Genomic DNA, 22,913 nt, shown 5'->3' on the forward strand with positions numbered 1-22,913 from the left:
GAGGTGTGACCCGGCGGCCCGCAATTGCCAGTCGTGAGGAACATCTAGTGCAGGCGGTGCTGCTATGAGGCCGCTGTCTTGTCAGCAGCGTCAACTGGGCGCCAGATGTGGTCTCCCGCCTTAGCGCCGAAGTCGGTGAGCGCTTCGTCGAGCTCCAAGATCATGTACTGGTTCGGTTCTTGGCGAGACCGGAATCTGCTGACTGCCTCGCCCAGTTCCAACTGCACCCCCCGGACGAGGCTCATAGCTTCCGTCCCAACGTGACGGCTGTAAACCATGAGCCGCGCGGCCGCGGCCATTGGACGCCGCATCACCCCCGTACCGCGCACGCTCTGCGCAATGTCGGGATCCTCCTCCCAACGCTCTTGCGCGATGAGCTGCTGTATCTGGTCCAGTGCACTTTCAGCGGCACGAATCGCTTCATTAGTGGCCTCAATGAACTCAGCGAGATCAGTTCGCATGTGGTCTTCCCGCGACAGAGTCACTTGCTGATTGACCTCAAGGCTCTGGAGGCGCACCTCGTGATCCTGTCGGGCTTGGCGAGCCGCGGCTTCCGCTGACAATTGGGCACGCCACCGCTCTTCGTCGGCCATGCGTTGTTCCCTGGATCGCCTATCATCCGATTCACGCTGCTCTCTTAGCATCTCCCGCGTTTGAACTGATTCGCGTCGTTGTGTGTGGTGACCCAGAGCGGCGATGGCGATGGCAACAAGGCTTGGGGACGTGGCCGCAACGATCTCTATGCGCGTCATGAAGGGACCATCTCACGGGCAGACGCAGTTGGGGAGAGCTGTCTCCGGATTCCTCACCTATGGTGCTGGCATGGGGATACTGGAGTCGCTCAAACGGGCATTGCGATTGGAAACCGACCAGAGCGGCGCAGCGGATACGCAGGCACCTCGCCGCACCAAATCAGCGCCCGCAGCAGAGCCCACGACCGTGCGCACCACAGTTAGCCGCCCAGAGACAAGCGAGCGCGCTGACTACGTTAGCCAGTGGCTGAGCCCTGAAGAAGCCGCTGGCCTGATCGTGCCGGATGAGCAAACCGGCGCTCTGCCAATCACCGTCAGGGGCGGCAACTTCGTGCACCCATCGACGGGCAAGAAGCTGCCCCCAGCCAGCCGGGTGATGGCCGCTCACGGTGTTGTTAGCTTCTTCGTGCGAGGAACAGCCCACTACCCCGGGCACCGAACAGCCAATACCTCACCCGGCCAACCTGCGGACCTCCGACGCGAGCCCAAGAACGAATACGACGCCAACGCCGTGGCGGTCTACGCCAAGCTACCGTCCGGTCGCGCCAGCAAAGTCGGATACGTCAACAAGGGCTTGGCCCGGGGCCTTGCCAAACGGATGGATGGAGGTGAGAATCTCCAAGCCGCATTCATGCGGGGGCATCCGCCCGGTGAGGAGGGGTTCCGCCCTGCAGTAGTCATCCTCGACGACACATTTCGCCGGCGTATTCCTGGGCTGGCCCTCTGCCGAGAGGTACCGGAGTCCATGACGTGAGTGTGCAGATGCGTGCACACAACCCCGATGACCACCCAGTAGCAGATCGAACAGGCCGGGACTAAGCCGCTCCAAGCCACGCTCAGAACGGACGAAAAGGGGCATCCCGGGCTGTCCCGGGACACCCCTCACCTTCCTACGGATCAGAAGGTTGCAGGTTCGAATCCTGCCGAGCGCGCCAGCGGAAGGCCTAGCCGGTCAATGACCGGCTAGGCCTTTCTTCATGTCATGGCAGCCACCCTTTTGCACGCGTTCCCGGCGGGATGAACGCCCGCCGGTGAGCCGATCTCCTGATTAAACTCGACCGATCCCCAACGCCGTCGGATCCAGCCGTCAGGCGCCCGATCAAGGAGAGTCGCGCATGGCCACGAAGAAGTCTCCCGCGAAGAAGTCCGCCAAGCCCCAGCAGGCCGCCGTCGACGAAGGCGCCCTCTCCGTTCCGCCGCCCGGCCCCGGTGTCGAGAACCCGGCCGCGGAGGAACCGACCGCCCCCACGGCGCCGCCCTCGCCCAAGCCCTCACAGCAGGGGCCCGACACGGTCACCCCGACGGGAGCGCCCACCGGGGCGCCTGCGGAGGCGGTGGGCCAGCAAGGCGAGTTCCTCACGACGTCGGTGGGCGCGCGGCTTCGTGAGACTGACCGCTCGCTCAAGGCCGGGCCCCGGGGGCCGATTCTCCTGCAGGACCACCACCTGAGGGAGAAGATCACCCATTTCGACCACGAGCGCATCCCTGAGCGGGTGGTCCACGCCCGTGGCACCGGCGCGCACGGCGTGTTCGTGGCCAACGGGCGCGCGACGAAGATCTGCCGCGCCGCGTTCCTGAAGAAAGGCGTCGAGACGCCGACGTTCGTGCGGTTCTCCACCGTCGTCGGGTTCCGTGGGTCGTCGGACACGGTCCGCGACACCCGCGGGTTCGCCACGAAGTTCTACACCTCTGAGGGCAACTACGACCTGGTGGGCAACAACATGCCGGTCTTCTTCATCCAGGACGGCATCAAGTTCCCCGATGTCGTCCACGCGGTCAAGCCCGAACCCGACAAGGAGATCCCCCAGGCGCAGAGCGCGCACGACACCTTCTGGGATTTCGTGACCCTGCACACCGAGGCGCAGGCCCACACGGCCTGGAACATGTCGGACCGCGGCATCCCGCTGTCGTATCGGATGATGGAGGGTTTCGGGGTTCACACATTCCGCCTGATGAACGACGCCGGCGAGACCAGCCTGGTCAAGTTCCACTGGAAGCCGCGACAGGGCGTGCACTCGCAGGTATGGGAAGAGACCCAGCTCACCGCCGGCAACGACCCCGACTTCCACCGTCGCGACCTCTACGACGCCATCGACGCGGGCGCCTACCCGTCCTGGGACCTCGGCGTGCAGGTGATGCCGGACACCGAGGAGGAGACGTTCGAGGGCATTGACCTGCTCGACCCGACGAAGCTCGTGCCCGAGGAGCTGTGTCCGGTGGAGATCATCGGCACCATGACGCTCAATCGGCGGCCCATCAACTTCTTCGCCGAGACCGAGCAGGTGATGTTCAACCCCGCTCACTTGGTGCCCGGTATCGACTTCACCAACGACCCGCTCCTGCAGGCGCGGCTGTTCTCCTACGTCGACACCCAGATCACTCGGCTGGGCGGCCCGAACTTCAGCCAGATACCCATCAACCGGGCCCATTGCCCGGTCAACGACATGTTCCGCGACGGCTTCCACCAGCACGCCGTGCACGGCGGGGTGGCGCCCTACAAGCCCAACTCCCTCGACGGCGGGAACCCTGCGGAGGCCACCGAGGACGACGCAGGATTCATCGACATCCCCACGCCGGTGGCGGGCGACAAGACGCGGGAGCGCCCGGCGAGCTTCGAGGATCACTTCAGCCAGGCGACGCTGTTCGTCCGTTCCCTCAGCCCAGTTGAGCGGCAGCACCTGGCGCGGGCCTACACCTTCGAACTCGGCAAGTGCTACGAGGAGGCCATCAAGGTGCGCCAACTGGCATGCCTGGCCAACATCGACGCAGAACTCTGCGCCCAGGTGGCGCAGGGCCTCGGGCTGCCGGCGCCGAAGCCGACGGTTCCGCCGGCAGACGTCGAGCCCAGCCCGGCGCTCTCGCAGGTGGGCCAGAAGTGGCCTGTGACCGGGCGGAAGGTTGCACTCGTGGTCGACGCCGACACCTCGCCGAAGACGATCATGGCGGCCAAGCAGGCAGTGCTGGCCGCTGGGATGGTGCCGTTCGTCACGGCTCCGCACGGCGGCAAGCTCGGCGACGTGGTGATGGATCGGACGTTCCTCACCGCCGCATCGATCGAGTTCGACGCGGTGATCGTGGTTGACGCCCCCGAGCCTGCGCCGGATGCCCTTCCGACGTTCGACGCCAAGGCAGGCCAGGACACCGTCGGCCAACCGGTGGATCCGCGGGTGGTGAAGCTGGTGGCCGAGATGTACCGGCATTGCAAGGCGATCGGCGTCGAATCGGCGTCCGGCGAGGTGCTGGCGGCCGCCGGAGTGCCACTCGACGCCCCCGGCGTGCTGACCGGGGGCACTGAGGAACTTGTGGCCGGTCTGACCGATCTCCTGGCCAGCCATCGGGTGTGGGAGAGGTTCCCCGCATCCGCCCCGGCCAGCTGAGTCCCTGCACGGGACACCGGGAGTAGGCTGACGGCCATGAGCGACGGCTCTTGCAGACGGATCTCCGTCGAACCCGGGGAGACTACCTTCCCCAGCGTGGAGAGCTTCGACGGCGTCTGGCGGATCCGCTCCACGGAGGCCGTCCGCCAGATCCTCAGGGAGCGCGACGCCACCACGCAGGCCGGCTTCAACTCCGAATCCATCCCGGACGGCACCATGGCCGAGCAACCCATCCTGTTCGTGGACGGGCAGCCGCACCGGCAGCAGCGCAGCAAGATCGCGCGCTTCTTCGCGCCCAAGACGGTGGCCACCCGCTATCGCGGGCTGATGGAATCGCGTGCAGACGCCCTGGTGGCCGAGATAGCCGCCAAGGGCGGGGCACGGCTCGACGACGTGTCGCTGCGCTATTCGACGGAGGTCGCGGCGAAGGTGATCGGGCTCACCGATTCGCGTCGACGTGGGCTGGCGCGTCGCCTGGAGCGGTTGCTGGACCAGCCGGTCTACGACCCGGCCTCAGACCGAGCCGAGGGGCCGGTCCGGGCTGCTCTCCGGGCGCTCCGTGGGGCGGCGCCCATGGCCTGGTTCTACTTCTGGGACGTGCGCCCCGCCATCCGGGCCCGCAGGCAACAGCCGCAGGAGGACGTCATCAGCCACCTCATCGACGAGGGGTACGGCGCCTCGGCCATCCTCATCGAGTGCGTCACCTACGGCGCGGCGGGCATGGCCACCACCCGCGAGTTCATCTCGATGGCGGCCCTTCACCTGTTGCGCGACGACGCGCTGCGCTCGCGCTACGTCGTGGCCCGCGACGACGAGCGCTACGCGATCCTCCACGAGATCCTGCGGCTGGAGCCGATCATCGGTCACCTGTACCGGAGGGCGGAGAAGGAGTTCACGTTCACGGACGCGGGCGTCACCCACACGGTGCGGGCGGGGCAACTCCTCGACCTGCACATCCGCCAGGCAAATGCAGACCCGGCCACCGTCGGTGACTCGCCGTTGGACCTCTGCCCCGGCCGGGAACTGCCCCGCGGCATCGGCCCCGAAGTGATGAGCTTCGGCGATGGGCCCCACAAATGCCCGGGCAACGCGTTGGCGATCCAGGAGTCCGACATTCTGCTGACGAGGCTTTTCGCGCACCCCGTCTCGCTGGTGGGTGAGCCGAAACTCGGGTGGGACGAGGTCATCTCGGGCTACGCGCTTCGGGACGTGACCGCCAACGTCGGTTGAGGCCGCTCGATCAGACCGTGGCGTGCCATACCTCCGCGCTGCGCGAGAGGAGTTCTTCGAGGCTGGGTCCGTCGGTTCGCTCTGCGTGGTGGTCATCTGGGCAGGGTGGTGCCTTGGGGCGTGGCGTGAGTGCGCGGAGCAGGTGGCGGGGGTGTTGTCGTGGTGTGCGGGCGGGGTCGATGTGCCGGGGTGGGGTGAACCAGGGCATCCCTGTGGCGGGGTCGAGGTGGACCTGCCATTGGGATTCGGCCGACTGTTGCGGGTCTGGCTCAACGAGGCGGTGGTGGTGGGGACAGAGCAAGACCGCGTTGACAAGGGAGGATTCTCCGCCGGCCCACCAGGGGATGATGTGGTGTGCTTCGCAGGAGGCGGGGCGGGCGGTGCAGCCGGGGAACGCGCAGCCGCCGTCGCGCAGGACCAGCGCGGTGCGGATGGCGGCGGGAAACAGCCGATGCTTGCGCCCCACATCCAGCGGCTGAGACGCGGTGCCGAGCACGACGGGAATCAACTCCGCGTCGCAGGCGAGGCGGCGGGCGTCGCCGGCGGAGAGGCCGTCGAGATCCTCCGCCCCCACGATGCCGACGTGGCCGAGCCCGGTGAGCAGGGTGTCGTAGTTCAGGGTGACGGTGACCTGCGGCCTGTCCCCGCCGTGGGCGGGCAGTTGCCCGGTGGCGGCGGCTGTCTGGACCAGCAGCACCAGGGCATCGGCGCGGCGGATCTCCCGGCTGGGCAGTTCTCCTGCCTCGCGGTAGGACGACAGGGGCGGCTCGATGGCGTCGAGTTGCGCCTCCAGCAGGTGGGCGTGGGCGGTGGGCAGCAGCGCGGTGACTCTGGTGCCGCCGTGGTGGTCTGGGGTGAAACGCAGGTACCGGTTGCGCATGGCGGCGCGGTCTTGGGCGTCGAGGCGTTTCTGGGCGGCGGCGTCTGCGCCGTTGGGGTCTACCAGTTCGTGGAGGCGGGTGGCGAGGGCGCGCAGTTCGGCGGGGCCGAGGGTGTCGGCGTGTTCGAGGATGGTTTCCTGGCATTGCACCAGGTCTGCGCGGGTGAGGGAGCCGGGGAGTTTCCGCAGCCCGTCGGTGATGCCCTCGGCCTGGGCGAGGGAGATGGCGCCTTCGTGGAGGGCGGCGGCGATCAGCGGGAACCGTTCGGCCAGGTCTGTGGCGAGTTTCAGGGAGGCGACCGCCTGGCCGGTGGTGGTGCGTACCGAGTGGCGTACCTGGTCCAGGACGGGTGCGGCTGCGGCCAGCCGGGCCTCGTGGATGAGGTGCAGCCGCAGCCCGGCCAGCTGGGCCTCAGCCTCTGCCACCGCGGCCATCATGCCGGCCAGCCGACTGGCCGTGTCCGAGCCGGTTCCGAACGAGGGCACGGCGTCCCAGAGCGCGGCGATGTACCGCTGCCCCAGATCCCGCATGTCGTCCATACAAGCTATTAAAATAGCCAGCACTGACAAAACCGTGCCCGCTGACCCAAGAGTGAGAAAATGACGCAGAAATTCCTCACGGAGAGCTGCGGTCTCTCCGTCGGACCCGCAGACAGCCCCGCCCAATGGGGCCTGGACCGGCAAGGCGGGGGACAGCCCCCCGCCCAGCCTGGGTCAGGCTCCGGTGAGGATCAGGGCGTGAACATCACGATGTTGTTGAACACCCACTCGTTGCTCTGCGAGAACGAGTACCCACCCGACGCTTTCGGCGTCGCCCGGTACACCGTCGTCATCGTGTACGAACGGCATCCACCACGGCCGGTGGCAGCGGTGTCACATTCCGTGCGCCACTTGCGACCATCCGCAGCAGTCCATGCTGCCGTGTGGCCGAGCGGGTTGCCCGCCCACGCCTCACGCGCCATGAACGGGAGGTACGTCAGGTTGTTGAAGGCCCATCCGGTCTTCACCTCGAACGTGCCGTCCTTCAACACCACCTGCGAAGCCCAGATGTTCGTGCGGCAGCGCTGCGTCCGCGAGTAGTCCTCGCAGGCGGTGAACCACAGCCGCCCGTTGAACTCATGGGTGCCCGGCATCGTGTACGGAACCGTCCGCACATAAACCGGCCGCTGCGATTGCGACCGCGTCGGCGTGGGAGTGGCGGTGGGGGCGACCGTTGGCTTGGAGGTCACCGTCGGCGTCGGGGAGGGCGTCGGGGACGGCGTAGGTGTGGGAGTGGGGGTGGGGGTGGGGGTGGGAGTCGGTGGCTCGGTGCAGCGCACGCGCGCGTCGGCCCAGTCGGCGTGATCGTAGTTCTCGCCGTCGACCGCGTCGACCGCCAACGTCATGACGTCGACGCCGACCATGGACACGCTGACCGGCTTGGCTGCATCAGCGCCGGCGGCGGCAACTCGCGCGACCTCGACGCCGTCAGCGAGCACCACGAAGTCGACGCGGCCGTAGTTGCCGACCTCGTCGTCCAGCCCGACCTCGGCGTCGAAGGACTCGCACACGCCGCCCAGGTACACGCGAACTTCACTGGGCGCGTGCGCGCCCAGCCCGGTTTCGTAGATCTTGCCGCCGATGGTGAGGGGTAGGCCGTCGCCGAGGGCTTGGTTGCCGACGCTCGTGTCGCGTTCAACCGGTCCCCAGCCGTTGGTGCTGCTGAGCCATTCCATCGCGGACACCTGCGCCGTCCCGGGAGCAGGGGGGACCAGCGCCAGCGCCGTCACGCGGTCGGTGGTGCGCATCACGCCGGACTTCCCGTCCCAGGTGGCTGAAGACTCAAAGACTGCCGCTCCTGCCGCCGGGGAATCCGGCTCCACGTCCACCGTCAGCGTCGCGGATTGGCCCGGCTCGACCTGCGCAACGTCGCTCGACGTAGCGCTCGTCGCCAGCCAACCATCAGGAACAACGGCCTCGAGGCGCACGTTATGGATGGACCCCGTGCCGTCGTTGTGCAGGCGCACCGTCAGCTCGAACGAGCTGTCCAGGTTGAGGTAGGGCGGCACGTCGGTCTCGAGGGTGGTCATCGCCTCGAGGCCCTGCTGCGTGGGCGTGCCGATCACGAACAGTGCAGCGTCGTGTCCTGCCACACGCGCGCGAATGGCGTCGGAGGCGGCGTAGGCACGGCCGGACCAGACGTCCGTCACCTGCTGCGACGCCCCGTCTGGTCGTCCCACCTCGGCCGGGTCGACGGAGATGGTGCGCGCTTCGGTCCCTCGGTTGATCAGCAGCACGGCCGTCGAGCCGTCTTCCATCTGCTTCAGCCAAACGTCCTCGTCACCGTTGCGGCGCAGACGGGTGCCGATCTCGCCGCTCCAATCCTGGTCGATCTCGATGACTCGAGGGTTGGTGAGCAACTCACGAACCCATGGCTCCATCGACCTGACGTCGTTGCCGGCGATCAGGGGAGCGTTCGTGATGGCCCACAGACCCATGTGGACGCGGGACTCGCCGTGCGTGAGGCCCGGGACGTCGTTGCCGAGGAACCGGTTCACGCCCACCACGAGCATGTCCGGATCGGCCCAGCTGTTGGGACCCGAGTAGGGCGCCATCTCCGCCTGGAAATCGCCGTTGCTCATCATCACGGACCACTCGGCCCGGATGTCATAGGTGGTGCGGTAGAAGTGTCCAACCTGATCCGTGCCGTTCCAGAGCCAGTCGCGACCCTCGCCCCAGTCGCACAGGCTGAACAGCATGTCGCGACCGGTGGCGGCGATGGCGTCGGCCATGGCCTGGTAGCGCTCCTGCTCCTCGAGACCGCCGTGGCCACCGCAGTTGTCGTACTTGACCAGGTCGACGCCCCAGTCGGCCCACTGCTGCGCGTCGGACATTTCGTAGCCGAGAGAGGCCGGGTAGCCGGCGCAGGTGGTGGTGCCGGCCGAGGAATAGATGCCGAGCTTCAGGCCCAATCCGTGGACGTAATCCGCGACGCCCTTGATGCCCTGCGGAAACTTCACTGGATCAGGTACGAGCTTGCCATCGGCGGAGCGGCTCATGGTCGACCAGCAGTCGTCGATGTTGACGTACTCGTAGCCTGCGGCCGCCATGCCGCTTTCGACGAGAGCATCCGCGGTCTGCTCGATGAGGTCAGCGGAGATGTCACATCCAAAGGTGTTCCAGCTGCTCCATCCCATCGGCGGGGTGGGGGCCAGGCTTCCGAGTGGATGCTCCTCGGGGGCCACCGCGACGGTGGGGTCGGGGACCGGAGCGGCGGACGAAGGGCTTGACGTCACCGTCGCGACCGACAAAGCCAGGGCTGGGACAAGAGCGAGTACGGCCGTTCGGGAAAAGCGTGAGCGCATTGATACTCCATTGAATCGATGTCCCACCACCGTGCTGTAGCGCGACGACCAGGTTCAGCAAGTCCTGGACAATCGATCACAGACCTTGGCCACCTTGACGGCGGCGCGTCCGGCCACGGCTGGCAGCGGCGAGGTGCGGCTTGTACCCCAAAGGGCGTCCCCGCCGCCCCATCCAGGTGCTTGACTGGAAGATCACCCGAGGAGGAAGACATGCCCAACGCAGATCACGTCCGGCGATCCACCCCAGACAAGTGGCAGCAACGCCTCGATGAGGAACGGCTCCAGCGCGTGGCCGCCCTGGCCGACGCCCCCGTCGATGTCATCACCCAGCACATCAAGGACCTCGACAGTGCGTGGGACGTGGAGCGCGTGCTCGAAGCCAACGCGTCCACCCTGATGCTGCTCAGCCTCGGGCTGTCACGGCTGCACTCCCGCAAGTGGCTGTGGCTGACCGCCGCGGTGCCCTCGTTCCTGCTGCAGCACGCCATCCAGGGGTGGTGCCCGCCCATCGAGGTGATCCGGCGGCTGAACGTGCGCACCCGCAAGGAGATCGAGGTGGAGCGCACGGCGTTGAAGGCATTGCGCGGCGACTTCGCCCACCTCAACTTCCAGGGAATGGACGCCGCCAGCGCCGCCGCGGCCGCGTTGGAGGCTGCCGAGGAACCGCAGCCCTCCTGAGCCCTCTCAGACGCCCTCGGGGTTCCCCGTCGCGCTGACGTACACGCGATCCAACGCTGCCCGCAGGGCCTCGCGCACCTCGTCGGCCAGCGGTTCCATCTCGGGGTTGTCGGTGATGGCGACCATCGTCTCCGGGTCGATCGCCTCCACGACGGTGACGCCGGCCGTGTGCCGCACCACCACGTTGCACGGCAACAGCACGCCGAGCGACGGCTCGATCTGCAGGCCCTTGTAGGCGAACCCGGGGTTGCAGGCACCGAGGATGATCTGGTCGTCGACGTCGACGTCCAGCTTGTTCTTGAGCGTCTGCTTCAGGTTGATTTCCGTGAGGATGCCGAAGCCGCTCTGGGCGAGGGAATCCTTGGTGAGCGCCACCACCTCGTCGAAGGGGCGCTCCAGGTCGATGCGAAGTCCGTAATTCATGGCAACCTCCTGGCATCGATCATGCTCCGTTCAGTGCCGTGGCGTGGGGTGTGCGGAGAATTGGCGGCGGAAGTGCTGCGCGGGCTCCCGTAACGATCTGGACTCGGCCTTGCTCGGTCCGCGCGCGTCCGCGCAGCACGGGCGTAGCCTCAACCTCACCGAGCTGATGGAGGAGGCGCCATGTGGGGGAAAGCTGGGCTGCGGAGCGTCGTGGGGGCTGTCGTCGCGCTGCTGATGACGCTGCTGCTAGTGGCCTGTGCCGGGTCGGGGCAGGGCGACTCGCCTGCGGGGGACCCCGCACCTGCAGAGGGCGGTGGCGTGGTGTCCAAGCCGCAGCAGGGGGGCGACCCGGTGACCGACGAAGACGACCGGCTGATCATCCGCTCCAAGGTGCTGCGCCTCCAGGTGGAGAGCACGCCGGACGCGGTGACGAAGATCCGCGACCTGGCCCGCAGCCACGAAGGCACCGTCACCGACATGCAGGTGGCCACCGACACCGACGAATGGCTCTACCGCTACGGCGAGGACGGCGCGCCCGCGGGTGACGGGTCGGCGTTGCGCGGCTGGGTGACCACGCGCGTGCCCGCCGAGACCTACGAGGACTTCCTCGCCGAGGTGGCCGCGCTCGGCGTCGTGAAGTTCCAGTCCGAGGCCACCAGTGACGTCACCCAGGAGCACGTCGATCTCTCCGCCCGGCTGGACAACTTGCGCGCCCAGGAGGTGCGCCTGCGTGAGTTCTTCGACGCGGCCAAGGACGTCAAGGACATGCTCGCCATCGAGACCGAGCTGTCCAGGGTGCGGGGCGAGATCGAATCGCTCGACGCGCAGGTGACCTACCTGGAGCGGCAGGCCGCGATGGCGACGGTGACGATCGAGCTGGTCGAACCCCGCGCCGTCGTGAGCCCCGGCGGCGAGTCGTGGGGCTTCGGCGAGGCCATCACCGACGGCATCCGCGGCGCCGCAGGCCTGTTGACCGGGCTGATCACGCTGCTGATCGCCACCGCCCCGGTGTGGTTGGTGGCCTTGGTGCTGTTCTTCCCGCTGCGCGCGTGGCTGCGACGGCGGGCCGAGCGCCGTGCGGCGCCGATAGGAGAGCCGATACCGCCAGCCGAAGAACGCTCAGCTTGAATGGCAAGGTGCCCCTAGCCAAGATCGGCTCGGGTGGGCTGCAGCCACAAGGAGTGGCACGTATACATTCTCAGCCCCCGCCTGAACACCGCGGTGCCCTTCAGCGGTGATGTTACGGCTTGGTTGCTAGTGGCTTGTCGTTGAGACATGTTTACGTTTCCGGTCGATTCGGTCAAGAATCTGGTCGGGGGTTTTGGTCCACATGAATGGGTGTTTGCGTCGGTTCCATCCGTTGATGAAGGCGCGGATCTTGCCCGTGAGGTCGCGGACCGAGGTGAAGGTCCCGCGCCGGATGGCTTGGCGTTCGATGATCCCGAACCAGACCTCGACCAGGTTCAGCCACGAGCCGGAGGTCGGGGTGAAGTGCACCGTGATCCGCGGGTTCGCGGCGAGCCAGTCACGGACCTCGGCCTTCTTGTGGGTGGCGTAGTTGTCCATCACCAAATGCAGCTCCTGGGTCGGGTAGGCACGCGCCACATGCTTGAGGAACCCAAGGAACTCCTGATGCCGGTGCCGGTCCTTACACAGGCCGGTAACCTTCCCGGTGGCGATCTCCAACGCCGCGAACAGGGTGGTGGTGCCGTGCCGCACGTAGTCATGGGTGCGCTGCTCCGCATGGCCAGGTGCCATGGGCAGCACCTTCTGGGTCCGGTTCAACGCCTGGATCTGCGACTTCTCATCCACGCACAACACGATCGCGTTGTCCGGCGGGGCCAGGTACAGGCCAACCACGTCGGTGACCTTGGCCACCAGCTCCGGATCGGTGGAGAACTTGAACGTCTCCGCCTTCCACGGCCTGACCCCGAACTCCTTCCACACCGCCGCGACGGTGGCATGGTCGACCCCCAGCCGAGGCGCCAGCAGCCGCGACGACCAGTGCGTCACCCCCAGGCTGGCCGACGGCGGGTCCAAAGTGGCGGCGAGGATCGCAACCCGATCCACCTGCCTGGGCCGACCCGGGCGGGGCTCATCAGCCAAACCCCGCACACCCCGCTCGACGTAGCGGTCCCGCCACAGATTCACCGTCGGCCTCGACACCCCCACCGTGTCCGCGATCACCTGGTTCCCGACCCCGTCAGCGGCCAGTAACACGATCCGCGCCCGTTGCGCGGTCGAGGCCATCACCGTCGCCGCCCGGGTCAACCGCTCCAACTCGCCCCTATCGCCTTCACGTAACACCAGTGCCGGGGCTGTCCTATTCGCCATGCCCAATTGTCCCATGCAACCGTAAAGTTACATCACCGACACGCCACTAGCGCCCCTGTTCGCCGTCGTCCAGCGGGTCGCCGCCGCTGTCACGACCGCGTACGGTGCCCAGGGATCTTTCACCGCCATCAACACGGTGGTCAGCCAGTCCGTCCCCCACCTGCATGTGCACGTGGTGCCGCGGACGAGGGGTGACGGCCTGCGCGGGTTCTTCTGGCCCCGGACCCGATACACCGAAGGCGAGCAGGCGGCCTACGCCGCCCGGCTGCGCGAGGCCCTCGCGGCCCCTCCGGAGGCGTCGGGCGGGTAGCCTCGCGGGCGTGAGGATCGCCACCTGGAACGTCAACTCCGCCAAGCAGAGGATGCCCCGACTGCTGCCCTGGCTGGAGGAACGCAAGCCGGACGTCGTCTGCCTCCAGGAGACCAAACTCACCGACGCCACCTTCGGTGAGCTCTTGGCGGGCCCCCTCGCGGAGCTGGGCTACGAGGCCGCGCACCACGGGTACGGCGGGTTCAACGGCGTTGCGTTGCTGTCCCGCGTCGGGCTGTCCGCCGTCGAGCGGGACTTTCCCGGCCAGCCCCGGTACGGGGGCGTCACTGAGGCCCGGGCCATCAGCGCCACCTGCGGCGGCGTGCGCATCCACAGCCTGTACGTGCCCAACGGCCGCGAGGTGGGCTCGGACCACTACGCCTACAAACTCGACTGGTTCGACGCCCTGGCGGCCGCGGTTGCCGCGGGACCGCCGGACGTGGCGCTGTGCGGGGACATGAACGTCGCGCCCGCCGACGCCGACGTGTTCGATCCCGCCGCCTACCTCGGCCACACCCACGTGACCGGACCCGAGCGGCAGCGGCTGGAGGCCTTCGGGCTGGTCGACGTCGTGCGGGCCCGCTGGCCGGAGCGCGAACGCGTGTTCTCCTACTGGGACTACCGCGCCGGAATGTTCCACCAGGATCTGGGAATGCGGATCGACCTGGTGCTGGCGTCGCAGCCGGTGGCGGACCGGGTCACGGCCGCCTGGGTGGACCGGGCTGCCCGGAAGGGCAAGCTGCCCAGCGACCACGCGCCGGTCATCGTCGACCTCGATGAGGCCCCCGACGGCGGCATCGGCCCCGTCGTGCCCCCGCCGTCGAACCCGAAACGGGGTGGCCGGACGAGGCTGCCTCAATCGAAGGACTGACGCGACGACGGCGCCGGTTCGGGGCTCATCCCTCCGAGGCTGCGGGCCGGCCGAGGCCGGTCCCGAGCCGCGCGATCCCCCGGTGCACGGCTCCCCGGAGGTTGCCGGCCCCCGACCGGTCGCCCGAGCCGATCAGGCTGGCGCTGACAATCCCGAACAGGGCGCCGACGGCCAACCGGACCGTCTCCACGTCGTCGTCGCCCGCCCCGGGCAGCACGTCGAGGACCCTGTCCCCCACCGCCACCCAGAGCTGCCACTGAGCCTCCCGGACGAAGGGCACCAGCTGGGGATGCCCGACAGCGAGCGCCGCGACCTCGGTCAGCGACCCGAAGGCACCCACCCGGATCTGGTAGTCAACCAGGTCGCTGACCAACGTGAGGGGATCGGCCGCGGTGGGCGGCTGCCACTCGCGCAGCGCCGCCTCCACCCGGTGCACGACCACCGCCGCGACCGCCGCCTCCTTGCACGAGTAGTAGTTGGAGAACGTCCGCCGCGACACCTCCGCCTCGGCCACCACGTCGTCCACCGTCACCTCGCCGAACCCGCGCTCGCGCACCTGGTCGAAGGCGGTGACGGCGAGCCGCTGCGCCACGGCGGTGCGCTTCGCGTCGCGTAGTCCGGGTGCCATGGGTTCAGTGTCCCACCCCGGCCCCGACGGGCGCCTCCTCGCGTGGGGCGTCCTCCACCACCGCGTCGGCCACCTCTAGACGCGTGCCCTCGACGTCAACCTCGGGGAGGATCCGGTCCAGCCAACCCGGCAGCCACCAGGCGTGGTCCCCGGCCAGGTGCAGCACCGCCGGGATGAGCGCCATACGGATGACGAAGGCGTCGATGAGGATGCCGACGGCGAGCGCGAAGCCGAACTGCCGGATCATGGAATCCTCGCTGAGGACGAAGCCACCGAAGACGGAGACCATGATGATGGCCGCCGCGACGACAACCCGGCTCGCGTGATGGAAGCCGTCCACCACGGCCAGCCGCGCGGTCTCGCCGTGCACGTAGGCCTCGCGGATCGACGTGCCGAGGAACACCTGGTAGTCCATCGCCAGGCCGTAGAGGATGCCGGTGGCCATGATCGGCAGGAAGCTCAGTACCGGACCGGCCCGATCCACCCCCACGAGCCAGGTGAAGCTGGGATTGCCGAAGGCCGTCACGACGAGCCCCATGGTGGCGCCGATGGACAGGAGGAAGCCGGCAGTGGCGGCCAGCGGCACCACCACGGACCGGAACACCACGAGCAGCACGATCAGCGACAAAGCGGCCACGAGGGAGAGGTAGACGGGAATGGCCTCTGCGAGCGACTCGGACAGGTCGATGTTGATGGCGGTGAGCCCCGTGACGCCGATCCGCTCAACCCCGTCGAGTTCGGCGGCGCGCACTGCGGTGACCAGATCGGCCGTGCTCTCATCGGTGGGCCCGGCGTCCGGGACGACGGTGTAGAGCACGAGCGAGCGGTCCTCGGAGGTCCCCATCAGCTGGACGTTGGCAGCCGTCTCGTGCGTGGCGAGCTCGGACTGCCAGGCCTCCAGGCGGTCCTGATCCACAGCGGCCGCATCCGACGGCGTCAGCGCGACGATGAGCGGCGCGTTCGCCCCCTCCCCGAGGGCGTGGGTCACCGAGTCGTAGGCGACCCGCTGATCCGAGCCGGGCGCGGCCACCGCCCCCGACGGCATGCCGAGCTGCATCTGCGCGGCCGGCAGCGACAGGGCGCCCAGGCCCAGGACGATGAGCACGATCGTGAGGATCGGGCGCGCGGTGACGGCCTCTACCCAGCGCTTGGCCATCCGGCCGAACCGGGAGTGCTCGTGGCCGCGGTGGGCGCGCACCGGCTGGGTGTGTGCCCGACGCCCGCGCCCGAGCAGTCCCAGCAGGGCCGGTAGCGCGGTCAGCGACAGGGCGATGGCCAGGATGACGGTGACGGCTGCCGTGACCGCCATCGTGGAGACGAACCCCATGCCGAGCGTCAGCAGCCCGAGGAGCGCGATGACGACAGTGAGCCCGGCGAACAGGACGGCGCCTCCGGCGGTGGCGACGGCGCGGGCGGTGGCCTCGACGGCGTCGAGCCCCAGCCTGGCCCGCAGGGAGCTGTGCTTGTGGATGATGAAGAGGGCGTAGTCGATCCCCACGGCCAGGCCCAGCATCAGCCCGAGCGCCGGCGTGGAGGTGGTCATCTCGAAGTTCGCGGACAGCGCGTAGGCGCCGCCCACCCCGATGAACACGCCGACCAGGGCGAGCAGGATGGGCAGGCCGGCCAGCGTGAGCGAGCCGAGGGTCAGAAGCAGCACGACGGCGGCGATGGCGAGGCCGATGGCCTCGCTCCCGCCGATGGGTGGCTCCATCGGCTGAAGGGCGCTGCTCGCGGCCACCGCGAGGCCCTTCCCCGCGACCTCTCCGTCGACGGCGGAAAGCAGGTCGTCGAGGCTGCCCTCGGGGAGATCGGAGATCTGCTCGGTGAGCTGGATGGAGGCGATGGCGACGGTGCCGTCGTCCGAGACGACGACCGTCCGACGCTCCCCGTCGGAGGCCACCAGTGAGGTTCCGCTCGGCGACGTGCCGTCCAGGAGTCCGTCCAGGCGGCCAAGGGCCTCGTCAGTGGCGGCCATGGCCGCGTCATCGACGGCCGCGGCAGGGTCGGTCATGCCCGGCTCGGGAGCCGGGAACCCGTCGACGGGGACGCCCATGGCCTGCAGCTCGGCCCGCAGCTGCCCGACCTCGGCGAAGAACGCGCCGGACTCGGCGATGAGCTGCTGGTCAGGGGCGGCGACGAGGGCGCGGGCGGTCGTCGTGACCTCGTTCAGCCGCGCGCCGAGCGCCGCCATTGATTCCTGTTGCGCCGGCGACGCGGCGGGTGCCCCGCTGGGGACTGCCCCTTCGAGGGCGGTGATCAACGACTCGAGCTGGGCACGGACCTCGTCGGCCACCTTGCCCTCGACGGTCGCGCGGACGGTGGTCTCCACCTCGGCGCGCTGCTCCTCCAGCCGGGCATCCCGGTCAAGGACGATGCCGGTGCCGACGGCCGCGTCGAGCGATCGGGAGATCGCGTCGGCGCGGTCAGGGCTGTCCACGCGCCCGCCGTCGTCGGCGGAGAAGACGAGGGTTCCCTGCGTGCCACCCGCCTCGGGGAGCGCCGCGGTGACCTCGTCCAGCACCAGCTGCGCGGGGGCGTCGTCGAGGGTGAGGCGCGAGGAGATGGACGGGGTCTGCGTGAGGAGCAGGCCGACCACGGCAGCGATGACGAGCAGCCAGGCCGCGAGGAAAGCCAACGGCCGGGTGGCCGCCGTCCTGCCGAGGCGGTAGAGGAAGGCGGACATGCGGGGCCCTTCGGTCGATGACGGAGACGTCCCCACAGTAGGTGCCTTATTGCCCATTAGGCAAATTTGCCCATTGAGCATTCGGTTGCCGTTCTGCATGCCCTGAGCCCGCTGACAGCTACACGCGGATCACCTCGAGAGCGCCCAGCTCAGCGAGCACGTCGAACCCCGAGTCCTGAGTGACCACCGGCAGTCCGTTGGCCAGCGCCACGGCCGCGATCCACAGATCATTGATCCCCATTGATCGACCGGCCTCGTGCAGCTGCACCCGCAGCGACGCCCACTGCCTGGCCACCGCCCCGTCTACCGCCAGCGGCTCCAGGCCGGCGAGTCTCTCGACGGTGGCCAGCCTGGCCACGCGCGTCCGCGTGTCGGGCGCCGCCAACACGCCCGCCTGAAGCTCGGCGAGCGTCACGACGCAGACGTACGCCTCATCGGGAAGCGCGGCGGTGTCGAGTAGCCGACCCACTTCCCCAGCGATCCACACGCTGGTGTCCAGCAGACCGGCGCTCACCTGATGGGCCCGAGGTCTTCCGTGGAACCCGCGGAGATCCACCCGAGGTCCGCCTCAAGGGTGACGTCTACCCGCTGGGCGTGCACCAGGTCGATCAGGTCGGAGCGCTTCATTGCGACCGGCCTGCGCCTCGTGGGGCTCCGGATCTCGGCAACCGGCTCCCCATTCACCGTCACGGTGACGACGTCCCCAGCAGCGACGCGGTCCAGGACTGAGCGGGTGTGGTTGCGGAGGTCCCGGGAGGCGACGGTCGACATGTGCGTAACTGTAGCACTATCGCCACAGTCGCCCGGATCAGCGCAGCGGGCGCCCCTCCACGGAGGGACGCCCGTGCGTTCCGATGACCTGACCACGCGCCGGTCGCGGGGTCAGAGCCGGGAGCGGAACTCCTCGTGCTGCCGCCTCACGGCCGATGGCACCTTGGTGCCCATGCGGGCGAGGAAGACGTCGGTGTCGTCGGCCTCGGCGCTCAAGGCGGCGGCGTCGATCGCGAAGAGCGCGTCCCAGTCCTCGTCGCTCACGCCCGCAGCCTGGTAGTCGATCGCTGCATGGACAGGCACCAGACCGTACGGCGACTCCATCGCCGAGGTCTTCCCCTCGATGCGCTCGGTGATCCACGCGAGGGCGCGGGAGTTCTCGGAGAACCCGGGCCACAGGAAGCGGCCGTCCTCGCCCCGGCGGAACCAGTTGACCTGGAAGATCTGCGGCGCGTTGCCCGTCTCGCCGAGCCTCTCGCCGACGTTGAGCCAGTGCTGCCAGTGGTCCGCCATGTGGGTGCCGGAGAAGGGCAGCATCGCGAACGGGTCGCGGCGCAGCTCGCCGAGGGTTCCCTCGGCGGCGGCCGTGCGCTCCGAGGCGAGCGTCGCACCCATGTAGACGCCGTGCTCCCAGTCCCTGGCCTGCGCCACGAGCGGGACGTTGGTGGCGCGTCGCCCGCCGAAGATGATGGCGTCGATCGGCACGCCTGCCGGGTCATCCCACGTGTCCGCGATCGACGGGCACAAGTGGGCGGCGACGGTGAAGCGCGAGTTGGGATGCGCCGCCGGGGTTTCGGAGTCGGGGGTCCAGTCGCGGCCCTGCCAGTCGGTCAGGTGCGACGGCGCCTCGTCCGTGAGGCCCTCCCACCAGACGTCGCCGTCGTCGGTGAGGGCGACGTTGGTGAAGACGGTGTCGCTCTCGATCGTCGCGATCGCGGTGGGGTTGGTGGAGTGACCGGTGCCGGGAGCCACCCCGAAGAAGCCGGCCTCAGGGTTGATGGCCCGCAATCGGCCGTCGGGGCCCTGCGCCATCCAGGCGATGTCGTCGCCGATGGTCTCGACCGTCCAGCCGGGGATGGAGGGACGCAGCATCGCGAAGTTCGTCTTGCCGCAGGCGCTGGGGAACCCGGCGGCCACATGGAACGTGCGGCCCTCGGGGTTCGTCGCCTTGAGCAGGAGCATGTGGGCGGCCAACCACCCCTCCTCCTCGCCGATCTTCGAGGCGATACGCAGCGCGAACCCCTTCTTGGCGAGGATGGCGTTGCCCCCGTAGGCCGAGCCGAAGGACCAGATCTCGCGGCTCTCCGGGTAGTGAACGATGTACTTGGTCTCGTTGCACGGCCAGACCACGTCCTCCTCGCCGGGCAGCAGAGGCGCGCCGACGGAGTGCACCGCCGGGACCCACTCCGTGCGCGGGCCGATCTGCGCAAGCGCGGCGGCGCCCATCCGGGTCATGATGCCGGTGCTGATCACGACGTAGGGCGAGTCGGTGACCTGGACCCCGAGGCGGGCGAGAGGGCTCCCCACCGGCCCCATGGAGAACGGGACGACGTACATGGTGCGCCCACGCATCGCCCCCCGGAACAGGCCGCTCAAGGTCTCGCGCATCTCCGACGGCGGGGCCCAGTTGTTGGTGGGGCCGGCGTCATCCTCGCGCTCTGAGCAGATGAAGGTCCGGGACTCCACCCGGGCCACGTCGCTCGGGTTGGAGCGGGCCAGGTAGCTGTTGGGGCGCTTGGCGGGGTTGAGCTTGATGAGGGTGCCTGCCGCCACGGACTCGTCGAGCATCCGCTGGCGCTCCTCGGCGGAGCCGTCGCACCAGAGGATGCGCTCTGGCTGGGTCAGCTCGGCGATCGAATCCACCCACTCGACGATGCGGGAGTCGGCGTTATCGGGTGCGTGGCGGGTGAACGTGGCGGTGGCGGTCATGAGATTCTCCAACCTTGTGGGTGTCGCTTCGGTGCGGGATGAGCTTGTGGCTTCACCATACGGAAGGGGACCCGGGGTTCTACTGGTCAGATTGCTGTGAACTTCGGCAGTTCTTCGCGTATGGTGAACTGCATGGCAGATCTCTCCACGCTGGGGCGGCGCATCCGGCATTTCCGCACCAAGGCCGGCCTGACGCTGGAAGAACTGGGAGAGATCACGGGGACGGCTCCCAGCCAGCTGTCCATGGTGGAGAACGGCCACCGCGAACCCCGCCTGTCGCTGCTGGAGGCCATCGCAGCAGCCCTGAGCGTGACCGCCTCGGATCTGCTGGCCGCCGAGCCCCCGTCGCCGCGGGCCGCGCTTGAGATCGAACTCGAGAAGGCCCAGGCCGCCCCTGCGTACCGGGAGCTCGGCCTGCCCCTCCTGCGCCCTTCGCGGGCGATGTCCGACGCGACGCTGAAGACGATCGTCGGCCTGCACCGCGAACTCGACAGGCGCGCCCGGATGGCCATCTCAACGCCTGAGGAGGCGCGGCGAGCCAACACCCAGCACCGGACGACGATGCGGGAGCGGAACAACCACCTGCCTGAGATCGAGCTGATCGCGGAGCAGGCAACCAAGGCAGTGCGGCACACGTCTGGCGCCCTGACCCACCGCACGGTCGCGGAGATGGCCAAGCGGGTGGGGCTGACCATCGTGCACACCGACGACCTCCCCCACTCGGCGCGTGCCGTCGTGGACCTCGAGCACGGCCGCATCTACATCCCGCCGGCCTCCATCCCCGGCGGACACGGGCTGCGATCGCTGGCGCTGCAGGCCATGGCCAACACCGTGCTCGAGCATGAGGCGCCGGCCGACTACGCCGACTTCCTCCGCCAGCGCCTCGAGGCCAGCTACTTCGCCGCGGCGTGCCTGATGCCCCGCGCCGCCTCCGTCGACTTCCTGGAGCGCGCGAAGCGGGAGCGCAACATCGCGATCGAGGACTTCCGCGACACCTTCGGGGTCACCCACGAGGGCGCGGCGCTGCGGTTCACCAACCTGGCCACCCACTACCTGGGGATCACGCTTCACTACCTGCGGGTCAACGGCGACGGCACCGTCGTGGGTGCCTATGAGAACGACGGTCTTCCGCTGCCCCAGGACGCGACCGGTTCGACGGAGGGCGAGGTGGTCTGCCGCCACTGGAGCGCGCGAAAGGCGTTCGCGCGTGCCACCCGCACCAGCGAGCACTACCAGTACACGGACACGCCTGCCGGCACCTTCTTCGAGTCGACGCAGACCGGGACCGGCGCAACGGCGGAGTTCTCCATCACACTGGGCGTGCCCTATGCCGAGTCGAAGTGGTTCCGGGGGCGCGAATCACAGCAGCGCGAGGTATCGACGTGCCCAGACGCGCGGTGCTGCCGCAGGCCGGAGGATGGGCTCTCGGAGCGCTGGAGGGGGCAGGGGTGGGCGTCGCCCAGGGTGCGGACCCACCTGTTCGCTCCCCTGCCGCAGGGGACCTATCCGGGTGTGGACGATCGCGAACTCTACGAGTTCCTGGAGGCGCACGCGCACGACTGAGCCGTCGGCGTGGCCCACCGAAGGCACCTCACGTCTGGGCGTTGGCCAGATCCTCCGGGTACACGACGTCGATCTCGTCGATCGTGGTGGCAAAGTCCCTGCGATTGTTGGTGAGGAACCGGTCAGCACCTGACGCGACGGCAGTGGCCAGATGTACCGCGTCCGCCGCCCGTAGTCTGTAGGTGACGGCCAGCGCGACGGCGAGTCGCGCCGTCGCCTCGTCCACCGGGCGAAGCTCCAGCCGACCGAGGAGGCCGGCCAGCGCCTTGACCTCGGCGGAGTCGGGGTCTTCCCTCAGTGGCTTGGTCAGCACCTCTGGCAGGAGCAGGACTGAGCCGATGCCGACGGGCCCCTCACCTTCGACGGCGAACAACGAGGCCACAGGCACCCCAAGAGGGTGACCATCGGCTGCCGCGTAGATGAGCACATCAGCGTCGAAAGCAGTGAGGAGTGTCATCGGCCGGACCGTGCGTCACGGACCGCATCAACGAGCTCCTCCGCCCGCTCGGGCGAGATGACGGGGCGCTGCATCGGCTCGCTGCGGGTCGAGTCCAGGAGGCCCGCGATCCGCTCAGCCTCATCCCATACCTTCGACGCACGGCGCGCTTTGAGCACGTCCGGACGAACCAGGACGGCGACCACCCGGCCGTGCCTGGTGATCGACACCTCCTCGCCGGCCTCGACACGGTCGAGCTGCTCCGGAAGGGTCTGGCGTGCAGTGCTCACGCTGATTCTCGACATGGCGCAATCGTACATGCTTGTACATATCTGTACCTACGGTTTCCGGTCGTGATCCGTCACGCTCCCAGAAGCCCAAGGGGAATCACGGCCACCCCGTCTGGTCTGCGGTAGGCGTACTTACCGGTGGTGACGACCACCAGGTCCGCGACATCGTCGGGCATCTGGTCTCGAAGCCATAGCAGGTGGCGAACGTCGGCATCCCCCACCGTCGCAGACAGCTTGACCTCTATCGCGACGACCTGGCCGTCCAGTCCCTCGACGACAAGATCGATCTCCCTGTCCCCTCGCGATGTGCGCAGGTGCCCGATCCGGGCGCGGTGGACCTGAGCTGCAACCCGGACCGTCAGCGTCACAAGGGACTCGAACAGAGGGCCCGCCATGAACGCGCCGCGCGGGCTC

21 protein-coding genes are annotated in these 22,913 nt (G+C 68.6%); 8 read left to right on the forward strand and 13 right to left on the reverse strand.

The annotated features are described in order from the left end of the window. Positions 1 to 62 precede the first annotated feature (62 nt). Entirely contained in the window at positions 63 to 593 is a 531-nt protein-coding gene (locus ACX1DX_RS12175) for a hypothetical protein (RefSeq protein ID WP_459396811.1), read from the reverse strand. 130 nt (positions 594 to 723) lie between these two features. Between ACX1DX_RS12175 and ACX1DX_RS12180 the strand changes: the two genes are divergently transcribed. The 3 genes from ACX1DX_RS12180 to ACX1DX_RS12190 all read left to right on the forward strand — a co-directional run bounded on the left by ACX1DX_RS12180 (position 724) and on the right by ACX1DX_RS12190 (position 5,359). Beyond that, positions 724 to 1,506 carry an HIRAN domain-containing protein gene (locus tag ACX1DX_RS12180; protein WP_459396812.1) on the forward strand — a complete coding sequence of 261 codons (783 nt, stop codon included), beginning with the start codon at positions 724 to 726 and terminating at the stop codon, positions 1,504 to 1,506. A gap of 361 nt (positions 1,507 to 1,867) precedes the next feature. Next, entirely contained in the window at positions 1,868 to 4,129 is a 2,262-nt protein-coding gene (locus ACX1DX_RS12185) for a catalase (RefSeq protein ID WP_459396813.1), read from the forward strand. Between the two features lie 36 nt (positions 4,130 to 4,165). Continuing rightward, complete coding sequence (locus ACX1DX_RS12190) at positions 4,166 to 5,359, forward strand: cytochrome P450 (RefSeq protein ID WP_459396814.1); 1,194 nt, start codon at positions 4,166 to 4,168, stop codon at positions 5,357 to 5,359. A 10-nt stretch (positions 5,360 to 5,369) separates the two neighbouring features. On the opposite strand, the gene ACX1DX_RS12195 is transcribed toward ACX1DX_RS12190, so the two are convergent. Both ACX1DX_RS12195 and ACX1DX_RS12200 read right to left on the reverse strand, forming a co-directional pair. Next, positions 5,370 to 6,779, reverse strand: coding sequence for an HNH endonuclease (locus ACX1DX_RS12195; protein WP_459396815.1), 1,410 nt, complete (start codon positions 6,777 to 6,779; stop codon positions 5,370 to 5,372). A 191-nt stretch (positions 6,780 to 6,970) separates the two neighbouring features. Then, positions 6,971 to 9,514, reverse strand: a complete 2,544-nt coding sequence (locus ACX1DX_RS12200; RefSeq protein WP_459396816.1) for an NPCBM/NEW2 domain-containing protein — start codon at positions 9,512 to 9,514, stop codon at positions 6,971 to 6,973. A 279-nt stretch (positions 9,515 to 9,793) separates the two neighbouring features. Here ACX1DX_RS12200 and ACX1DX_RS12205 point away from each other — a divergent pair, with 279 nt between their 5' ends. Further along, positions 9,794 to 10,261 (forward strand): YgaP family membrane protein, encoded by a 468-nt coding sequence (locus ACX1DX_RS12205; protein WP_459396817.1) that lies wholly within the window; start codon positions 9,794 to 9,796, stop codon positions 10,259 to 10,261. A 6-nt stretch (positions 10,262 to 10,267) separates the two neighbouring features. Here the strand turns inward: ACX1DX_RS12205 and ACX1DX_RS12210 are convergent, their stop codons facing one another. Continuing rightward, complete coding sequence (locus tag ACX1DX_RS12210) at positions 10,268 to 10,684, reverse strand: DUF302 domain-containing protein (protein WP_459396818.1); 417 nt, start codon at positions 10,682 to 10,684, stop codon at positions 10,268 to 10,270. 180 nt (positions 10,685 to 10,864) lie between these two features. On the opposite strand from ACX1DX_RS12210, the gene ACX1DX_RS12215 reads away from it, so the two are divergent. Continuing rightward, positions 10,865 to 11,812, forward strand: a complete 948-nt coding sequence (locus tag ACX1DX_RS12215) for a DUF4349 domain-containing protein (RefSeq protein ID WP_459396819.1) — start codon at positions 10,865 to 10,867, stop codon at positions 11,810 to 11,812. 126 nt (positions 11,813 to 11,938) lie between these two features. On the opposite strand, the gene ACX1DX_RS12220 is transcribed toward ACX1DX_RS12215, so the two are convergent. Next, complete coding sequence (locus ACX1DX_RS12220; RefSeq protein WP_459396820.1) at positions 11,939 to 13,033, reverse strand: IS630 family transposase; 1,095 nt, start codon at positions 13,031 to 13,033, stop codon at positions 11,939 to 11,941. 16 nt (positions 13,034 to 13,049) lie between these two features. Between ACX1DX_RS12220 and ACX1DX_RS12225 the strand changes: the two genes are divergently transcribed. Together ACX1DX_RS12225 and ACX1DX_RS12230 are read left to right on the forward strand one after the other, a co-directional pair. After that, positions 13,050 to 13,328, forward strand: coding sequence for an HIT family protein (locus tag ACX1DX_RS12225; RefSeq protein ID WP_264292630.1), 279 nt, complete (start codon positions 13,050 to 13,052; stop codon positions 13,326 to 13,328). Positions 13,329 to 13,338: 10 nt separating this feature from the next. Then, positions 13,339 to 14,199: an exodeoxyribonuclease III gene (locus ACX1DX_RS12230; RefSeq protein ID WP_459396821.1), complete on the forward strand. Its 861-nt coding sequence runs from the start codon at positions 13,339 to 13,341 to the stop codon at positions 14,197 to 14,199. A gap of 25 nt (positions 14,200 to 14,224) precedes the next feature. On the opposite strand, the gene ACX1DX_RS12235 is transcribed toward ACX1DX_RS12230, so the two are convergent. The 5 genes from ACX1DX_RS12235 to ACX1DX_RS12255 all read right to left on the reverse strand — a co-directional run bounded on the left by ACX1DX_RS12235 (position 14,225) and on the right by ACX1DX_RS12255 (position 20,210). Further along, complete coding sequence (locus ACX1DX_RS12235; RefSeq protein WP_459396822.1) at positions 14,225 to 14,827, reverse strand: TetR/AcrR family transcriptional regulator; 603 nt, start codon at positions 14,825 to 14,827, stop codon at positions 14,225 to 14,227. Positions 14,828 to 14,831: 4 nt separating this feature from the next. Then, a complete protein-coding gene (locus ACX1DX_RS12240) occupies positions 14,832 to 17,510 on the reverse strand; it encodes an MMPL family transporter (protein ID WP_459396823.1) in 2,679 nt (892 codons plus the stop codon). Positions 17,511 to 17,628: 118 nt separating this feature from the next. Then, positions 17,629 to 18,024, reverse strand: a complete 396-nt coding sequence (locus tag ACX1DX_RS12245; RefSeq protein WP_345580393.1) for a type II toxin-antitoxin system VapC family toxin — start codon at positions 18,022 to 18,024, stop codon at positions 17,629 to 17,631. Continuing rightward, positions 18,021 to 18,281, reverse strand: coding sequence for a type II toxin-antitoxin system Phd/YefM family antitoxin (locus ACX1DX_RS12250; RefSeq protein WP_187720429.1), 261 nt, complete (start codon positions 18,279 to 18,281; stop codon positions 18,021 to 18,023). The genes ACX1DX_RS12245 and ACX1DX_RS12250 overlap by 4 nt, the downstream gene beginning before the upstream one ends. Positions 18,282 to 18,392: 111 nt before the next feature. Beyond that, positions 18,393 to 20,210, reverse strand: a complete 1,818-nt coding sequence (locus ACX1DX_RS12255) for a phosphoenolpyruvate carboxykinase (GTP) (RefSeq protein WP_459396824.1) — start codon at positions 20,208 to 20,210, stop codon at positions 18,393 to 18,395. A gap of 132 nt (positions 20,211 to 20,342) precedes the next feature. On the opposite strand from ACX1DX_RS12255, the gene ACX1DX_RS12260 reads away from it, so the two are divergent. Next, positions 20,343 to 21,773 carry an XRE family transcriptional regulator gene (locus ACX1DX_RS12260; protein ID WP_187720430.1) on the forward strand — a complete coding sequence of 477 codons (1,431 nt, stop codon included), beginning with the start codon at positions 20,343 to 20,345 and terminating at the stop codon, positions 21,771 to 21,773. A 28-nt stretch (positions 21,774 to 21,801) separates the two neighbouring features. Here ACX1DX_RS12260 and ACX1DX_RS12265 read toward each other — a convergent pair whose 3' ends face one another. The 3 genes from ACX1DX_RS12265 to ACX1DX_RS12275 are packed head-to-tail and all read right to left on the reverse strand — an operon-like array spanning position 21,802 to position 22,894. After that, a complete protein-coding gene (locus ACX1DX_RS12265; RefSeq protein WP_187720431.1) occupies positions 21,802 to 22,230 on the reverse strand; it encodes a type II toxin-antitoxin system VapC family toxin in 429 nt (142 codons plus the stop codon). Continuing rightward, positions 22,227 to 22,514, reverse strand: a complete 288-nt coding sequence (locus ACX1DX_RS12270; RefSeq protein ID WP_226965871.1) for a type II toxin-antitoxin system Phd/YefM family antitoxin — start codon at positions 22,512 to 22,514, stop codon at positions 22,227 to 22,229. The genes ACX1DX_RS12265 and ACX1DX_RS12270 overlap by 4 nt, the downstream gene beginning before the upstream one ends. A gap of 56 nt (positions 22,515 to 22,570) precedes the next feature. Next, positions 22,571 to 22,894 (reverse strand): DUF4143 domain-containing protein, encoded by a 324-nt coding sequence (locus ACX1DX_RS12275; protein ID WP_187720432.1) that lies wholly within the window; start codon positions 22,892 to 22,894, stop codon positions 22,571 to 22,573. Positions 22,895 to 22,913 lie beyond the last annotated feature (19 nt).

The organism is Tessaracoccus zhenghani (assembly GCF_054552775.1).

Bases quoted from the DNA above. Each gene is read 5' to 3' on its own strand.
- ACX1DX_RS12175 (WP_459396811.1), bottom strand. From the start codon at position 593: ATGGCCGACGAAGAGCGGTGGCGTGCCCAATTGTCAGCGGAAGCCGCG.
- ACX1DX_RS12185 (WP_459396813.1), top strand. From the start codon at position 1,868: ATGGCCACGAAGAAGTCTCCCGCGAAGAAGTCCGCCAAGCCCCAGCAG.
- ACX1DX_RS12190 (WP_459396814.1), top strand. From the start codon at position 4,166: ATGAGCGACGGCTCTTGCAGACGGATCTCCGTCGAACCCGGGGAGACT.
- ACX1DX_RS12195 (WP_459396815.1), bottom strand. From the start codon at position 6,779: ATGGACGACATGCGGGATCTGGGGCAGCGGTACATCGCCGCGCTCTGG.
- ACX1DX_RS12205 (WP_459396817.1), top strand. From the start codon at position 9,794: ATGCCCAACGCAGATCACGTCCGGCGATCCACCCCAGACAAGTGGCAG.
- ACX1DX_RS12210 (WP_459396818.1), bottom strand. From the start codon at position 10,684: ATGAATTACGGACTTCGCATCGACCTGGAGCGCCCCTTCGACGAGGTG.
- ACX1DX_RS12215 (WP_459396819.1), top strand. From the start codon at position 10,865: ATGTGGGGGAAAGCTGGGCTGCGGAGCGTCGTGGGGGCTGTCGTCGCG.
- ACX1DX_RS12220 (WP_459396820.1), bottom strand. From the start codon at position 13,033: ATGGGACAATTGGGCATGGCGAATAGGACAGCCCCGGCACTGGTGTTA.
- ACX1DX_RS12235 (WP_459396822.1), bottom strand. From the start codon at position 14,827: ATGGCACCCGGACTACGCGACGCGAAGCGCACCGCCGTGGCGCAGCGG.
- ACX1DX_RS12240 (WP_459396823.1), bottom strand. From the start codon at position 17,510: ATGTCCGCCTTCCTCTACCGCCTCGGCAGGACGGCGGCCACCCGGCCG.
- ACX1DX_RS12250 (WP_187720429.1), bottom strand. From the start codon at position 18,281: ATGTCGACCGTCGCCTCCCGGGACCTCCGCAACCACACCCGCTCAGTC.
- ACX1DX_RS12255 (WP_459396824.1), bottom strand. From the start codon at position 20,210: ATGACCGCCACCGCCACGTTCACCCGCCACGCACCCGATAACGCCGAC.
- ACX1DX_RS12260 (WP_187720430.1), top strand. From the start codon at position 20,343: ATGGCAGATCTCTCCACGCTGGGGCGGCGCATCCGGCATTTCCGCACC.
- ACX1DX_RS12265 (WP_187720431.1), bottom strand. From the start codon at position 22,230: ATGACACTCCTCACTGCTTTCGACGCTGATGTGCTCATCTACGCGGCA.
- ACX1DX_RS12270 (WP_226965871.1), bottom strand. From the start codon at position 22,514: ATGTCGAGAATCAGCGTGAGCACTGCACGCCAGACCCTTCCGGAGCAG.
- ACX1DX_RS12275 (WP_187720432.1), bottom strand. From the start codon at position 22,894: ATGGCGGGCCCTCTGTTCGAGTCCCTTGTGACGCTGACGGTCCGGGTT.